The sequence below is a fragment of the Streptomyces sp. NBC_00045 genome, assembly GCF_045041095.1.
GTDB lineage: Bacteria > Actinomycetota > Actinomycetes > Streptomycetales > Streptomycetaceae > Streptomyces.
Map to the genome: position 1 here is coordinate 439667 of NZ_CP108271.1, position 15657 is coordinate 455323.

Annotated in this window: 14 protein-coding genes; 4 read left to right on the forward strand and 10 right to left on the reverse strand. The window is 73.5% G+C overall.

Annotation, left to right across the window (positions count from 1 at the left end; genetic code table 11):
• Positions 1–93: 93 nt before the first annotated feature.
• The 5 genes from OHA65_RS02275 to OHA65_RS02295 form a co-directional block, all read right to left on the reverse strand.
• Positions 94–399 carry an NAD(P)-binding protein gene (locus tag OHA65_RS02275; protein ID WP_328761305.1) on the reverse strand — a complete coding sequence of 102 codons (306 nt, stop codon included), beginning with the start codon at positions 397–399 and terminating at the stop codon, positions 94–96.
• A 145-nt stretch (positions 400–544) separates the two neighbouring features.
• Positions 545–1459 (reverse strand): cyclase family protein, encoded by a 915-nt coding sequence (locus tag OHA65_RS02280; protein WP_327281357.1) that lies wholly within the window; start codon positions 1457–1459, stop codon positions 545–547.
• Positions 1460–1491: 32 nt separating this feature from the next.
• Positions 1492–3087 (reverse strand): gluconokinase, GntK/IdnK-type, encoded by a 1596-nt coding sequence (locus OHA65_RS02285; protein ID WP_327281358.1) that lies wholly within the window; start codon positions 3085–3087, stop codon positions 1492–1494.
• 216 nt (positions 3088–3303) lie between these two features.
• Entirely contained in the window at positions 3304–3588 is a 285-nt protein-coding gene (locus OHA65_RS02290) for a hypothetical protein (protein ID WP_327281359.1), read from the reverse strand.
• 292 nt (positions 3589–3880) lie between these two features.
• Entirely contained in the window at positions 3881–4462 is a 582-nt protein-coding gene (locus OHA65_RS02295; RefSeq protein ID WP_327281360.1) for a Tat pathway signal protein, read from the reverse strand.
• 190 nt (positions 4463–4652) lie between these two features.
• On the opposite strand from OHA65_RS02295, the gene OHA65_RS02300 reads away from it, so the two are divergent.
• The 4 genes from OHA65_RS02300 (at position 4653) to OHA65_RS02315 (ending at position 7646) form a co-directional block, all read left to right on the forward strand.
• On the forward strand, positions 4653–5855 hold the full coding sequence (locus OHA65_RS02300) for a hypothetical protein (RefSeq protein WP_405760970.1): 1203 nt from the start codon (positions 4653–4655) through the stop codon (positions 5853–5855).
• Positions 5856–5987: 132 nt separating this feature from the next.
• Complete coding sequence (locus tag OHA65_RS02305) at positions 5988–6458, forward strand: hypothetical protein (RefSeq protein WP_405760973.1); 471 nt, start codon at positions 5988–5990, stop codon at positions 6456–6458.
• Positions 6459–6509: 51 nt separating this feature from the next.
• On the forward strand, positions 6510–7034 hold the full coding sequence (locus OHA65_RS02310) for a VOC family protein (protein WP_328761316.1): 525 nt from the start codon (positions 6510–6512) through the stop codon (positions 7032–7034).
• A 165-nt stretch (positions 7035–7199) separates the two neighbouring features.
• Positions 7200–7646: a hypothetical protein gene (locus tag OHA65_RS02315; RefSeq protein ID WP_327281364.1), complete on the forward strand. Its 447-nt coding sequence runs from the start codon at positions 7200–7202 to the stop codon at positions 7644–7646.
• Positions 7647–7732: 86 nt separating this feature from the next.
• On the opposite strand, the gene OHA65_RS02320 is transcribed toward OHA65_RS02315, so the two are convergent.
• The 5 genes from OHA65_RS02320 to OHA65_RS02340 are packed head-to-tail and all read right to left on the reverse strand — an operon-like array spanning position 7733 to position 15654.
• Positions 7733–8422, reverse strand: a complete 690-nt coding sequence (locus OHA65_RS02320) for a formyltransferase family protein (protein WP_327281365.1) — start codon at positions 8420–8422, stop codon at positions 7733–7735.
• On the reverse strand, positions 8419–11721 hold the full coding sequence (locus OHA65_RS02325) for an amino acid adenylation domain-containing protein (protein ID WP_405760976.1): 3303 nt from the start codon (positions 11719–11721) through the stop codon (positions 8419–8421). The genes OHA65_RS02320 and OHA65_RS02325 overlap by 4 nt, the downstream gene beginning before the upstream one ends.
• The gene (locus tag OHA65_RS02330) at positions 11718–12860 is read right to left on the reverse strand and encodes an NAD-dependent epimerase/dehydratase family protein (protein ID WP_405760978.1); all 1143 of its coding nucleotides are present in this window, start codon (positions 12858–12860) and stop codon (positions 11718–11720) included. Before OHA65_RS02330 ends, OHA65_RS02325 begins: the two co-directional genes overlap by 4 nt.
• Positions 12857–14725, reverse strand: coding sequence for a fatty acid CoA ligase family protein (locus OHA65_RS02335; RefSeq protein WP_405760981.1), 1869 nt, complete (start codon positions 14723–14725; stop codon positions 12857–12859). The genes OHA65_RS02330 and OHA65_RS02335 overlap by 4 nt, the downstream gene beginning before the upstream one ends.
• Positions 14726–14730: 5 nt before the next feature.
• Positions 14731–15654 carry a hypothetical protein gene (locus tag OHA65_RS02340; protein ID WP_329312422.1) on the reverse strand — a complete coding sequence of 308 codons (924 nt, stop codon included), beginning with the start codon at positions 15652–15654 and terminating at the stop codon, positions 14731–14733.
• Positions 15655–15657: the final 3 nt, after the last annotated feature.

Sequence of the window (15657 nt, forward strand, 5' to 3'; positions counted from 1 at the left end):
GACCTTGTAGAGGTGCTCGGCCTCGGTGTAGTACGGCTCCAGGTCCTCGTAGCGGATCGGCCAGGCCGGCGACAGCCCGCCGTGGTGGCGCAGCTACCCGAAGTCCTCGGGCCGCAGCCGGAAGAGGGCGGCGCCGTAGAACTTGGTGTTCCCGCCGACGTAGTAGTTCACCTCGGGCGGGAATTGGTTGCCGTGCTCGTCCAGCCAGAACTCCGGGGCACGGTACTTGGCCTTCACGAATACGGCGGTGGACTCCCAGTTGTCCCGCTCACGGGGGAGGTAGTCGCCCCGTTCGAGGATCAGCACCCGTTTGCCGGACGGAGCGAGCCGGTGCGCGAGCGTGCCGCCGCCGGCGCCGGAACCGATGGTGACGACGTCGTAGTGCGGGGAGTCGCCCACCGCGACCACCGTCCTTGCGCTCGTGGGCCGCGCCCCTTCGGCGGGCCTCTCTCTGCGCGCCGCCGCGACACGGCAGCCACCCCACCGTTTCGAACGTATCCTTCCTCGCCTCGAACGGCGACCGGACGGGGCTCCCGCACGGCCGTCACAGAACGGCAACCGGGTTCACGGGAGAGCCGGTGGCCGCCGGGAGCCTGAGCGGCGCGACCACGCACAGGAACGACCATCGGCCTGCACGGGCGCATGCCCGGGTCAGCTCCTCGAACTGCAGGTAGTCCATCAGGGGCAGTCCCATGGCGTGCATCGTCAGGACGTGCACGGGAAAGCCGATCCCCGCCACCGGGCTGGGGGCGGTGTCGTTGTTGCCGTCCGATCCCAGGACCGAGACCTGCCGCTCGGCGAGGTACCGTACGGCCGTGGGGTGGAGTCCGGCCCGGGCCCGGGCCGCCTCCCACGCGCCGCGCTCCTCGCGCCGAGGGCGGTGCCCCACCCTCACGAACAGCATGTCCCCCGACCGCACCCGCACCCCTTGGGCCTCCTCCGCCGCGGTCAGGTCACCGGCGCCCACGTGTTCCCCCGGCTCCAGCCACGGCACGCCCCGTAGCCGTGGGACGTCCAGGAGCACGCCACGGCCGACGACACCGTTCCGGAGGACTTCGACGGAGAGCTCGCGGGCGCCCTCGGGCGTCACGCTGCCGGCCGGCACGCCGTTGTAGAGCTCCCCGTCGAAGAGCACGTGGCACAACGCGTCGAGGTGACTGTCCGCGTCCCCGTGCACGTTCATCGCGAACCGGTCGCGTGCGAAGTGCAGCCCGTCGGCGGTGGCCCCACCGGCCACGGGGGCGATCATCGTATGGCGGGCGGGGTCGGGGTTGTCCGGTCCGGGCAGCGTTTCGATGGGCGCGGCCAGCGACACCGTGAGCCCGGAGCGGACTTCGGCGGTGGCGGCCACCACGCACTCGGGGGTCAGGTGGCCGAGCGTGCCGCGCCGGTCGTCGGGAGCGCGCGGGGTCCGCTCGCGCAGCTCCTCGTACAGGGCACGGAACTCGTCACCGGTCATGGGCCCGGGCGTCGACGGCCCTCCGCCCGGGCTCACCGGATGCCCCACGGGGCCAGGCCCCAGCGGAAGACGTGGGTGCCGCCCGGTTCCAGGACGGTGAGCGCCGTACCGCTGCGGAAGGCGTCGGCCGGGCAGGACATCGGCTCGATCGCGATGCCGCGCCGGCGCCGCCCGGGCTCCGCCAACGTGTCCCCGGTGTAGAGCTGCACGTACCGGACGCCCTCGACGAGGCGTACGTCGATGCCGTGCTGCCCGGACGGGTGCGCCAGGCGGACGACGCAGTGGCCGGCGGAGTCCCGGTCGAGGCCCGTGTACGCGGTGTCCAGTCGTTCCCCGCCGATGGGCCGGGCCTCTCGGAAGTCGTACGCCGTCCCTTCGACCGGCTCCTCCCCCGCCGGCAGTCCGTGCTCGTCGGTGCGCAGGCGCGAGCGGGCCGGCACGGTCACCAGCGCGGTGTCCACCACGTCGGTGCCCACGGTCAGGTAGGGGTGCTGGCCCACGCCGTAGGGCGCGGCCGTGTCCCCCGTGTTGGTGGCGGTGACGGTGGTTTCGAGCCCGTCCGGGCCGAGCCGGTACTCGGCGGTGACCTCCAGCCGGTACGGGTATCCGGGCTGCGGGAAGAGGGTGGTGCCCACCATGACCGCATCCTCGCCGCGGGCGAGCAGCCGCCATGGTACCCATCTCAGGAGTCCGTGGATCGCGTTGCCGTTCTCCGGCTCGGTCAGCGGGAGTTGCAGGTCCTCGCCCCCGAAGACGTAGCGTCCGGCTCCCACCCGGTTCGGCCAGGGCACGAGAAGCTGTCCCCGGCCTCCGGTGATGTGTTCGTGGGCGGCGAACCCGTCGAGCAGCGGCCACCCGCCCACTTCGTAGAGGCGCAGCGCGCCGCCCAGTTCGACCACCACCGCCTCGTGGGCGCCGTGGCGCAGCCGCCACTGTTCTCCGGACGCTGTGGGGGGCATGTACGGCTCCTCGGTGAGTGCGGTGGGGGCGACCTCCGTGCCGGCGGCGAGCCGGGCCACGACGGCGGAGACCAGGGTTTGGGGCGGCCGGTCGACGTCCACCACGCAGGCGTGTTCGTCGGGCTCCGGCTCCTGGAGATCGGCGAACTGGCTGTCGAGCAGCCGCGCGGGAAAGAAGTGGCCGTGTCTCGCCAGCAGCCGGGAGCGGATGAGCTCCCGTGAACCGTGCAGGTACACCAGCAGTACGTCGGTGCGCCCGTGGACCAGCTGGTCGCGGTAGGCGCGCTTGAGCGCGGAGCACGCGACGACGGCCGGTTTCCCCGCAGCGGTCCGCCGGTCGATCCATGCCGCGACCGCGGTGAGCCAGGGGCGTCTTTCCTCGTCCGTCAGGGCCTCCCCCGCCGCCATCCTGGCAAGGTCGGCCGGGGCGTGGAAGTCATCGGCGTCCTGGTAGGCCCAGCCGAGCCGGTCGGCCAGCAGGCGCGCCACCGTGGACTTGCCCGACCCCGCCACGCCCGTCACGAGGACCACGGTCGCGGGCACGGTCGCGGGCACGCCCGGCGAGGGGATCTCCGGCGCGCCACGACCGGAGGGGGCCGAGCGGCTCCCACCGTGCCGGTCGCCGCCCGATGGTCCCCGCCCGGCCTCCCCCGGCTGGTGTCGCGCCATGTGGCCTCCTTCGCGCGGTACCGCCGGCCCGCCGGTTCTACACTCGGTCCCTCCACTCTCGGCGCAGGCGATCCGCGGCGCACGTCGGCGCCGCGTGCCCGGAGGAACGGCGGCGCGCGCCCGACCCGCCCGGCGGCGGAGGTATGGACCATGCCGACCCCCTCGTACGACCGGCCGTGATGCCGGCGTACGAGGGGCACGGCAGTACGGGACTGCTCAGGGACGTATCTGCTCGACGAGCCGGATGTTGCAGGAAGCGTGGACCTTGCCGTTCGCGTTCCTCGGCAGGATCCAGAAGGACCCGTCCGCGTCACGCCAGGCCATGCGCGCGGTGGACCGCAAGGAGTCGGGTACGTGGCTCCGGGCCGCCTTGAACAGCTCGACGAGCGCCTCCTCCCTGGTCCTGTTTCCGCTGAGCGGGCGAACGGTCGTGACCTGCCGCGTCGTTGCCGACCCGTCGGTCGTGACCGTTTCCTCCATGAGGATCAGCCAGGTGGACATCGATGAACCTCCTTGTCGAGGGTGTGCAGGGGTGTCAGCAGGGGTGTGGGGGCGGGAAGGAGCCGGAGCGCCCTCCCGCCCGGTCGGCTGCGCTCAGCCGCGGCCGTCGCACGCCTTGCAGTCGCCGCTGCCCCGGCAGCTGTCACACTTGGCCCCGCTCCAGCCCCGGAATCCGGAGCCGCCGCAGGTGGTGCACTTGCCGTCGCCCTTGCATCGCTGGCACATGCCGGTCGTTCCTCTCGTGGTGGTCGTACGCACTGGTCGGTGGATGGACGGGTAGCGGCCGGGCGGCTCAGTAGGAGCGGACGGCCTCCCAGCCCCGCGCACCGTCCAGCGAGTTCTCGAAGTAGTCGTTGGGCGTGGTCCTGCCCTCGGGCAGCGAGGACCCGGTGAGTGCGGGCGCGAAGCTGCGGAAGATCTCCAGGGACTTGGTGAGGCAGTTGTTCGTCAACACGGCGTAGCCGTTGGCCTTCATCCGTCCGTACGTCTGCTGCGCGGCCTTGAGGTTCCCGCCGGCGGTGTTGGTGCACCGGTAGTTGTCGTAGCGGGCCAGGCTGATGCTGGCGCGCAACTGCTTCCAGGTACCGCCCTTGATCCAGCTGCCGTTCGAGGAGCCGGCCGGCACGTACGTGCCGTTGGCGGGCCCTTCGGTGGCGCCCCAGATCCAGTGGCCGGAGTCCTTCGGGTCACGGATGGCCCAGGCCACGTGGCCCGCTCCCCCGGCGCCCTCCCGGTCCTGGAACAGGCACACACGGCCGGGCGGCGCGGCCTCTGCCTGCGTGGCGGGCAGCAGAGCGGGGGTCAGGGCGCCGAGCAGCGCTGCAGCCAGGAAGGCCGAGCACGTGCGTCGATCGTGGATGCTCGATCCGATCATGACGTGTTCCTCTCTCGTGACTAAGGGAGTTGGGGATCACGGCGGGGTGGTCGCGCCGTCAGAATCACAGTGCCGGGCCCGATGAACGGGAGGCCAGGCGATCGGGGCGGGTGCATGTTGCAGGGCAACTTGCACCCGCCTGACCTGCGCGATCCGGCGTCGACGTGCAAGTGGGAGAGGGATCTACAGGGTGGGAAGCACGAACGAGGAACTCATCGCGGAGTTCGGGGACGCGCTGGACGAGTGGGCCGGGGCGGTCAGGGAGGCCTGCCGCGCCGCGGGAGTTCAGCACCAGCAGCTCGCCGGCAGGATGACCGAGCTGACGCGGCGGGGGACGGTTACCCCGTCCCGGGTCTCCAAGTGGCTGAGCGGCCGCAGGATCGTCACGAGCGGCGGTGCGGGCCTGCCGGGCCGGGGCGTCTCCCGCGACATCGTCCGGGCCCTGGGCCTGGAAGGCGCACGCGCCCAGCGGCTGATGCGCCTCGGTGAGCGGATCGATCTGGTTCAGGCCCAGTTGGAGCGGAGGTTTCCCGGCGGGTGGAGGGTCGCTGCCCAAGCACACCTGCTCGGGCAGTCCACAGCGGCCGCGACCGGTCGGGGGGTGAACGGAGCGGAGGCCGCGCTGCCCGAGACGGCGCTACCCGATGCCGCCTTGGCGGATGCCGCCCTACCGGATGCCGCCTTGGCGGATGCCGCCCTACCGGATGCCGCCTTGGCAGATGCCGCCTTACCCGAGGGCTCGCGGCCTGAGCGGCACGGGCCTTCGTGGCGCGGGCAGCCGGTGTGGGCGAAAGCCCTGGGTGGCGCGGCTGCCGTGGCCGCCACGGCGACCGTGCTCGCCACCGCAGCCCTGCTGCTCCCGGCCGACGAGCAGGGAGGTCCTGCGGCAGGATCCCGTTCCGGGACCGAACGCGCGTCCTCGAACGCTGCCGCTGTGGGTGGTCCGCCGGCAAGGCCGGAGGCGACCAAGATCCTGGACCTGGAGAAGGGGACCCTCGGGGAGGACAGCCGGTGCAGCTCCCCCTTCCCCGGCCCGGAGGCGATCACCTGGCGGGTGTGCACGCGGGTGGGACCGGAACGCATCTCCTTCGCCCTCAAGATCACGAATGGAGGCGGCACGGCATCCGCCGTCAGGATCCGCCTGGAGTACGCACGACTGTCCGCGTTCCACCCCTGTCCGCAGCAGCCGGGCACCCGCTCCCTGGACGTCCCGGCCGGAGGGGCCGTCATCACGGATCCCGAAGAGTGCACCGTCCCCCGGGACAAGACGCCCTTCGCGTACCAGGCGGTGGGTTGGGTGGTGGCGCAGGAGTCGAACGGGGGCTCGTACGAGCTCTCCCCCACGGCCCACGTCTATCCCGACCGCGTCATCTGGAAGCCGGACCTGGTGTAGGAGCGGGCCGCGACACCGCGCCGTCGCCCGCGGCGCGCCCGGCCCGACCACCGCGCCCGCTCGCCAGCGTGCGCCCTGTCGTCCTTGGTGCCGGGTTCGTCGGCGTTCCTGCAGAGCACGGCCGGAGCGGACGTGCCCGCTGCCTCGTGCAGCGTGTCGCAGAGCGCCAACGGGGTGTCGTTCGACGTCAAGGGGCGGGGCTTCAAGCCGGGAGAACCCTTGACGCTCTCGGTCAAGAGCGGCTCGGCCACGACAGTAGTGGGCGCGCAGGGCACGTTCACGGCCATAGCGAACTCCAACATCGGCCCGATCACCGCGAAGCAGGAGGGAGAGCCCCCGGTCACCTGTGGCACGGTCAAGGAGGCCGAGCAGAAGGACGCCCAGGCCCAGTACCGCAAGGGCTTCCGGCAGGGACTCGCCGACGCGAAGGAGGACTGCAAGAAGGAACCTCCGAAGCCGGGTGTCGCCGCCCCCTGGACCCGGAGTGCGAGAGGGGCTACAACGCCGGCGCGGCAGCCACCCTGGCATCGCAGCTCTGCAAGTCGGGCACGTGAGGCAGGGGCACCCCAGCTGATGGAGGAACTAGGACGGTACCTGACCTAGTCCGGTCGTACTGTGGCCACGTCAGCAAGAGCCGGCAGAGGGGACGTACTGATGAAGCACACCGCGCCCGAGGGCTACACCAGCGTTGCACCGTGGGTCGTCACCGACGACACCGGCGCACTGCTCGACTTCATCACCGCGGCGTTCGACGGCGAAGAGCTCGCCCGGGTGCCCGTCGAAGACGGCACCATCGGCCACGGCGAGATCCGCATCGGTGACACGGTCGTCCTGGCCTTCGACCGTCGGCCCGACTGGCCCGTGATGCCCGCGCTGCTGCGCCTCTACGTCCCCGACGCGGACGCCGCCATGGCCGCCGCCGTGGCGCACGGGGCGACGGTCGTCACCGAGGCCGCCGACAGTGCGTGGGGTGACCGGGGTGGGAGGGTGCGCGACCCGTTCGGCAACATCTGGTGGGTGATGAGCCGGGTCGAGGACATCGCGGCGGACCGCGCCTGGCAGCGGATGTCCCAGCCGAAGTACGCGGAATCGATGCGCATCGCCCAGGAAACCCTGGACTGCGAGCTCAGCGGGCGGGAGTCCGGGGTGGCCAGCGCCCCACGACACCCGACCCCCTGACCCCCTGACCCCCTTGCGCCACCGGGGCCGGCCGGGCTGGTGATCGCCGGCGGGCACCGGTCGTGCAGCCATTCGGGGGAAAAGGTCGACGGGACGTCGAATCCCGGAGCGAGCCGTGGTCTGTTCAAGGGAGACGGGCTCGAAGAGAGGTGTGGAACGTTGCACATGAGGCGTACGGGAACGGTCCTGGGAGCAGCCGTGCTGACCGTGCTGACGGTCCCGACCAACGCACACGCTGCAGCAGTCGCTTGTGGCGGAGGCGTGTCGACCGGCCGTGTGGCCATCAACGGCTGCATCAGTGCCCAGCGTGGATCCGTCGGCGAGTTCCCGACCCGGGAGATCACGGCGTACATCAAGGCGCGGAACACGGGACCGAAGGGACTGAACGTCTCTTACGAGGCGTTCTTCCGCGTGGTCGACGGGGGTCACTGGGAGAAAGTGGGCAGCGGTCGCTCCTACGTCCGGGCCGGCGAGGCCATCGGCCCCGTCGAGGTGGGGAGCACGACGAGGGTGTGCGGCCCCGTGAAGGTCGAAGTCCGCGTGCACGCTCGCGCCGACGGCGCTGCCTGGAGCGGCTGGTCCCCCGCATCCACGAGGCAATGCCAGACCTGAACGGCTGGGCGTTGCGGACCGACGGGTGGGGGCCCCGGATCCACCCCGGGGCCCCCACCGGAGTCACGCCCGCGGGCCGGAGTCCGTCAGGGTGACCGGGACGGCCGTAGCGCTCGGGCGAGCTCGTGGGCGTGGGCGGCGAAGGGGCCGAGGTCGGTGGCCCGGGCGTAGGCGGGGTGGTCTCGGTAGGCCGTGATCCGGTCCAGGGCGCGCCGGCCGTAGTAGGCGGACGGTCCCGCTCCCGCACCGGGTGCGGGTTGCGTCGTTCCGGCGGCTACGGCCGGGAGGATCTGCTCGAACAGCGTGTGGCAGGCCCGGATTCCGCGGAGCATGACCTGGTGGTAGCGGTCCTCGGGCCCGACGGGGAAGCGGTGTTCGGCCAGGACCGGACCGGTGTCGATGCCGGCGTCGACCTCGTGGGCGGTGGCACCGTACTCCGTGTCGCCGTTCAGCAGGGCGAACAGGACGGCTACGGACGGCAGGCCGCGGTGCCGGGGCAGCAGCCCGTTGTGGATGTTGAGGATGCGGAGGCCTTCGGCGCGGAGCAGCGGCTCCCGGAAGATCTGCCGGTTGTTGAGCGACCAGACGATTCCGTCGGTGCAGGCGCGGGCCAGCACGGCGGCGTGGGCGTTGATGTCCGCCACCGCCAGGTGGGGCGCGTCGGCGGCAGCGGCATCCAGCGGATCGGCGGAGCAGACCAGGTCGACCGGGTGGCCGCGCGTGGCGCAGTGGGTGACGGCGCGGCGCAGCAGGGCCCCCTCTCCGACGAAGATCATGCGGCGGCCCCCTCGCGGGCGACGGCCAGGTGGTCGCAGACCTGTTCGAGCGTCAGGTTCCGCACCAGGCAGTCCAGGCGGCGCGTGAACAGCTGGGCCTGGTCGGGGGTCAGCAGGTCCGAGGAGACGGCGGCGAGCATCTCGACGAGGGCCAGGGAATCGCCGCCGAGGGCGTGGAAGTCGGAGTCCGCCCTCAGCCGCGCTGCGTCGACGCCGAGGATCTCCGCCCAGTGGTGCCTGACGCGCCCCTCCAGAGTGACCGCCCAGGGTTCGACGGGAGAGGGTTCGTCGACGGGAGAGGGGTCGTCGACCGGGGAGGGTGCGCTCGACGTCGTGTGGGTGAAGGGGTCGGGGAGGGCGTCGAGATCCGTCTTCCCGCTGACCGTGCCGGGCAGCGCGTCGACCACGACGACGTGGGCGGGGACGAGGTGGACGGGCAGGTTCCGGGCGAGTTCGGCCCGCAGGGCACGGGCCAGGTCTGCGCCTGCTCCAAGGTGGCCGGGGTGCGGCACCACGTACGCGCACAGCACGGCCGACGCGGAGTGCGGGCGCCGGCGGGGCACGACGACGGCCCGGTGGACGGCGGTGTTGCCCTCCAGGGCGGCGACGACTTCGGCCGGTTCGACGCGGTGCCCGGCGATCTTGACCTGGTCGTCGATGCGCCCGGCGAACTCGATCGCGCCGTCGGCCAGCCGACGGCCGAGGTCACCTGTGCGATAGGCGCGGACGCCGTCGGGGCCGGTGGTGAAGGAAGAAGGCCGGCCGACGGATGGGGTGTCGACGGGGTCGAGGTAGCCGCGGGCCACTTGGATCCCGCGCACGACGATCTCGCCGGTGCGGCCGGTGTCGCCCGGACGACTGCCGATGGTCTCGCCGTCTTCGCCGACGAGGTCGACCCGGGCGTACGGCCCGGGGAGGCCGATCGGGACGGTGGCGCCACTCTCGCTGCCGTCCACGGTGTGGGCCAGTACGGCGACGGTCGCTTCGGTGGGCCCGTACACGTTGATCACACGGCATCCGGTCCCGAAGGCGGTGCGTGCGGACCGTACGGCGGCGGGGGTGAGCGGCTCGCCGCCCAGCAGGAGGGTGCGCAGGGAGCGCGCGGGGTGGCTGCTCGCAGACCCGAGGAGGGCGAGGTGGGAGGGCGTGAGCGCGAGGGTGTCCGCCCGGTGTTCGGTGACGAGCTCCCGCAGGACGGCGGGCGAGGGGGTGCCGGGCGCGAGGACGGTCGTACCGCCGGCCAGCAACGGTAGGAAGAGGGGGAAGCAGGAGATGTCGAAGGCGTAGGAGGAGGCGAAGCCGAAACGGGTGCGGTCGGTGACCCGGCCGACGCCGGTCATCCACCGGACGAAGCCCATGAGGCTGCCGTGCTCGATCTGCACGCCCTTGGGGCGACCGGTGGAACCGGAGGTGTGGATCACGTACGCCAGGTCCCCGGCGGTGGGCCGCACGTCCGCCGGCGCAGTGGGTCCCGCTTCACCGGCTGCGGCGGCGTCCAGCACGTCCGCGTCCGGGCCGGGACCGTCGAGGAGGTCGTCGACGGCGAGCAGGGGCCCGGGCACGAACGGGGCGAGTTCCTCGGCCAGGTGTCGCCGGGTCAGGCACAGCCCGGCGGCGCAGCTCTGGAGGATCTCCCTGATCCGGGCGCCGGGATGGGCCGGGTCGAGCGGTACGTAGGCGGCGCCCGCCTTGAGGACGCCCCACAGGGCGCACACTCCGGCGGGAGAGCGGTCGACGACCAGGCCGACCAGGTCCCCGCGTCCGATGCCGCGCCGCCCGAGCGCGACCGCGACCGCTTCGGAGCGCTGGTCGAGTTCGGCGTACGTGACCACGCCCTCGGGCCCGTCGAGAGCGGGCGCACCGGGGGTACGGGCGGCCCGGGCACGGAAGGCGTCCACGACGGTGGGCTCCGCGACGGCCGCATCCGATGGGGCCGCTGGCGGTGCGGGGCGGAGGGCCGCCACGTCCGGCCGGGCCCGGCGGGCCCCCGCCGGGGCTTCGAGGCCGGCCAGCGTCGCGTCCAGCAGCTCCGCCGCACGAGCCGCGAGGTCCGGGCCCGTGCCGCGGACGCCGAGCGTGATCTCGGTCGCCGTTGCGGTCTCCGTCGACGTTCCGGTCTCGGCGGCGACCAGGGAGAGCGGCACCAGCGGGGCGTGCACCGGCAGAGCGAAGGCCGCGGACGCCGTGAAACCACCGCCGGAGAACTCGGCGAGGTCCAGGCGGCCCAGGTGCGAGACGACCGCCGAGGCGAGGTGCCGGTCGGTGCGGAACGCCACGGCCTGGGCCGTGCGCAGCACACCGGCGGTGACGGCCGACGGTAGCCGCGCCAGGATCGTCTCGAATCCGGCGGCGAGCTCGCGGCCTTCGGCCAGGTCGGTCAGCAGGCGGGTGTGCGCGGCCGTCCAGTCGGCCCCGGGGCGCAGGTCCAGGAACAGCGGCAAGCTCAGGTTGCCCGTCGCCGCGATCCCGGGTCGGTGCCGGCGCAGGTCGACCGGCACCATGACGCGGGTGTCGAGCCGTGCGGCGTCGGTCAGGGCCTGGGCGAGGCGGGCGGTGAGCGCGGAATGACGCCCGGGCAGGGTACGGCGCAGCCACAGCGTCCGGGTCGGGCCGCTGCCGCCCACCGTGCCGAGCGGGGAACGCCGGGCGGGCCTCGGCGTGGCCCGCGGCCCGGTGCTGCCGAGCCGGCGCAGCAGCGCGGCGTCGGTGTCCGCATCGAGCGCGGCACGTGGGGCCTCGCCCCGCAGGGCGCGGAAGACCTCCCGTACCCAGGTCAGGGCGCCGTGACCGTCCATCACGGCGTGCGAGGCGCTGAAGACGACAGTGGTCGCGGTCCCGTCCGCGCCGGTGCCGGTGCCGGTGCCGCTGCCGCTGCTGCTGCTGCTGCCGGGCACGATCAGTACCTCGCAGCCGGGCGGCTCTGCTCGCTGCGAGGGCCCGGTGGGCAACACGACCGTCCGCCGCTTCGAGTCGGCGGGCCCACCGGCCCGTGGGTCGGCGTACCGCACCCGCGGCGGCGGCCCCTCGGCGCTCCACATCGAGCCGACGCGCGCGAGCGAGGACCCCGGGCATGCCTCGGCGGCCTGTGCCAGGGCTGCCTGGAACCGTCCGCGGTCGGGTATGCCGTCGCCCTCGACGACGATGCGCAGGGCCATGGCCCCCCGCGCGTCCCCGGCGGCGAGGTAGAGGCGCTCGGTGGGCGACACCGGGCGCCGGTAGCGGGTGGCGGAATCGGCCGCATTGGCCTCATGGGCCTCATGGGCCTCATGGGCCTCATTGACGGCCTGACGGGATGTCATGACGGGGTGTCCCCTTGTCCGGTGTGGTCGGGTGCGGTGCGCGGCGCGGGGCGGGCCGGCGCGAGGGAGCCGGTGGGGGCCGGCGGGCCGGCGGTCCAGGCGGCGACCCCGCCCCCCGCCGTCACCCACTCGTGCAGCGCGCGCAGTCCTTCGGCCCGGGTGCGCGGAGCCGTGTAACCGAGGTCGTACCGGGCGGCAGTGGTGTCGTACGTCGCCGACCGGGTCAGCAGCGCCAGCATGTAGCGGCTCAGCGGCGGCCCCGTGTCCGGCTCCCTGCCCCTGCCGACTGACCGGTGGTGCAGGTGCCAGCCCGCTTCGACCGCCGCGGCAACTCCGCGGCCGAGGCGGAGCGGGATGCGCGGGGAGGGCGGCCTGCAGCCGAAGAGGGCGCCGACCCGGGCCAAGAAGGGCCACAGGTCCGTCTCCTCGCGGTCCACGATGAAGTAGGCCTTGCCGCCGACCCGCCCGGCGGGGGCGACGGCGGCCCGCAGGCAGGCGTCCACCGCATTGTCGACGTGGCACAGCGACACCAGGACCCGCTTGCCGCCCGACAGGTCGGGCAGTCGGCCGCAGCGCATGGCGTCGACCATGCGCGGCAGGAATCCGGCGTGGTCGCGCGGCCCCCAGATGCCGCGCGGACGCACCGCGCAGGTGGTGAACTCCGGGCCGTCGGCCGCCCGTACGTACTGCTCGGCGATCGCCTTCGTCTCGCAGTAGTGGTTGAACCACCGCTGCGGGTACGGGGTGCTCTCGTCGATGCCGAGGCGATCGCCCTCCCGCACCCGCATCAGCGCGCTCGGGCTGGAGACGAACACGAACCGCCGCGCCCCCGCCGACCGCGCCACCGCCAGCAGCCGCAGCGTGCCGGTGACGTTGGCGGCCTCGAACTGCGCGCGGCTGCCGTGGTCGACGACACGTGCCGCGCTGTGCAGCACCGCCTCGCAGCCCTCTGCCGCCCGCCCCAGTGAGACGACGTCGGCGAGATCGCCGGTGACGACCTCGACACCGGCCAAGGAGCGCAGCCGTACGGCATCGCTGCCGGGCCGCACGAGGGCGCGGACCTGATGGCCTTGGCGCAGCGCGCCGTCGACCAAGTGCCCGCCCAGGAATCCGGATGCTCCGGTGACCAGGACCTTCACAGCGCCCGCCCCCGGCTCCCGAGCCCCGCGCGTGAGAACAGGGGGGCGGTCCCGACCTGCTGGCGCTCGGCCCAGCGGGCCAGCTCCTCGCGGCCGATCTTGGCGTTGTGCCGGATGTCCACGGGGAAACCGGGGTGGCGCAGGAACTCCCGGAGGCCGGTCGTCGCGGCGTGCGCCTCGGCCATCGCGCGCAGCTCGGCCACCAGCGCTCGCCACCCGCTGTCGTCGAGCGCTGCCTCCTGCGTCCCGGTCTCGATCTCCACGCAGACGATCGGCCGTTGTGCACCGGCCTGCCCTATGCCCACCAAGGCGGCGCGCCGGACGAGGGGATGGGCGTTGAAGACCCCCTCGCAGCGCACGGTGTGCAGGTCCCGGAAATCGGTGCGCACCCGCTGCGCGGCGCGGCCGCAGAACCACAGCCGCCCCTGGTCGTCGAGGCGACCGAGGTCACCGGTTCGGTGCCAGATGCGCGGGGCTTCGCCTCCGGGGCGCTCCTCGGCCGCCTTGTGCATGGCGTCGCACTGCGGTGCGCGGTGGTAACGCCGGCTGACGGAGTCGCCGTGGACCAGGATCTCGCCGACGCGCCCGGCCGGCAGGCCGTGTGCGGGGTCCAGGCGGGCGAGCGGGCCGTCGGTGACGGGGACGATGGTCACACGGGTGCCGGGGACCGGCCGGCCGACGCACGTTCCGTCGCCCGCGGCGGCCCGGGCCGCGGTACCGCCGCGTTCGCGGTCGCGGCCGTCGCCTTCGCCGAGGATCTCGGCCGCCTCGATCGAGGTGATCGGCAGCACCTCCGTGGCCCCGTACGTCACGTGGATCCGTGCCTCCTCTCGAAGTACCCGGCGCAGCGCGGCCACGACCGCGTCGGGCACCGGGGCCCCGCCGGATACGACGCAGCGCAGGTCGGGCAGCGGATGGCGACCCCGGGCGGCGCCGGTGAGGTGCCCGGCCAGGTTCCGCAGCAGAGCGGGCGAGGCGAACATGGTGGTGACGCGGAACCTTTCCAGCGCATCGACGAGCCGCACCGGGTCCGCCTGCGCGACCCGGCCGGGGGCCAGCGGCGCGAGCACCAGGGTGGAGCCGTAGACCAGGTCGAGCACCCCGTAGAAGGGCTGCGTGATCAAGGAGACGTCGTCACGGGTGCGGCCGTGGACCGCCTCGATCTGGCGGGCGATGGACAGAGCCATCCGATGGGTGTACTCGACTCCCTTGGCCGGGCCCGTGCTTCCGGTGGTGAAGCCGATCATCAGCAGGTCGTCCCCGCCCGTCGGCGCCCCGTCCGGGCGCGTGCCGCTCCCGGTGCCGGCTCCGGGCGCGGCGCGCAGTGCGGCCAGCGTGTGACCGCGGCCGAGCCGGAACCGTCCCAGGGTGACGGGGACCCGTACTCCGGCGAAGGTACGGCGGCCCAGGACGCGCACGAGCTGGGCGAGGGGCGGCCCGATGAACGCCTCGGCGCCCACGGCCCGGTAGCAGTGCAGCATGCGCCGCACACCCATGCCGGGATCCACGACGACGGGCACGGCCCCGACCCGGAACAGCGCGAAGACGAGCGCGAACAGCTCCGGGCCGGGTGGAGCCATCAGCACCGTCTTGGTGCCCCTGGTGATCCCGGCGCGCTCGAATCCGAGGGCCAGTTCCTCGGCCGTCTCCTGCAACTGCCCGTAGGAGACGGTGCCGTACCGGGAGCCGCGGCCGACGGGGTGGATCACGGCCGGCTTGTCGGGAAAGGCGCGGGCGTTGCGCTCCAGCCACCCGGGCACGCTGTCCGTGGCGCCGGCCGGGTGCTCCCCGGACCGGTCCGCGGGCTGCCCGGTCGGCTCCTCGCCCGTGTCGGTCCGTCCGGCGGACCGCCCCGTACGCCTCACCGGACTCACCACCCCTCGGGCCGGTAGACGGCGCACGCCGCGCTGGGTCCGGCGCCGACCGACACGAACAGGAACTGGTCGTAGTCGTCCCGGCGTACGCCGTCCATCGCCCGGAGGTAGCCGAGGACGGGCGCCGCGGTGTGCGGCTCTCCCCCGGCCCGGGCAGCATCCCCGGCCGTGTCCGCGGCAGTGGTCGCGGACGGGCCGATCACCAGGGTCCGGTCGAGGTCGACGCCGAACTCCTCCGCGTACTCGGTGACGACGCGCGCCGCGAGCTCGCTCAGCCGCGCCCGGTGGCCCGGCTCGTGCCTGACGGTGATCGCGGTCCGCCCCTGCGTGCCCATGGCGGCGGTGTCGAGGTAGCCCTCGACACCGGTGGGCCCGTCTGCGGTGTAGTGGCGCACGGGCCCGAACCCGGCACCGGGATCGGCACTGCGCTCCAGCAGGAAGGCGCCGGCAAGGTCCGCGTACGGGTAGCCGGGATCGCGGTCCGCGTCGCCCCCCGGGTGGACGTCGGCGGCCGTGATCAGCAGGCGCTCGGTGCTTCCGGTCGCCAGCAGTGCCTGCCCCACCTGGACCGCGTTGAGTACGCCGCAGGCCCCGTTCATCAGGTCGAACGAGAAGCCTGCGGCCGGCTCGGGGTCGGCGATGTAGTCGAGGTTGATGCCGATCTCCTTCTGTACCAGGGCCGCCATGGCCGGTTCGAAGGTGTTGTGCTCCCGGTAGACGCCGACGTTGACGAGCACGCCGATCGACGAGGCCGACACCCGGGCCCGGGCCAGACAACCTCGGGCGGCCCGGCCGGCGAGGTCCACGACGGACGCCGGGGCCTGGGCGGGCGCTCCCGGAACGGTGGTCGGGGCGGTCGCGGTGGTCGGGGCGGTCGGGGCGGGGACGGCTGTTTCGGCGGCGGTGATGACCATGCCCATGGC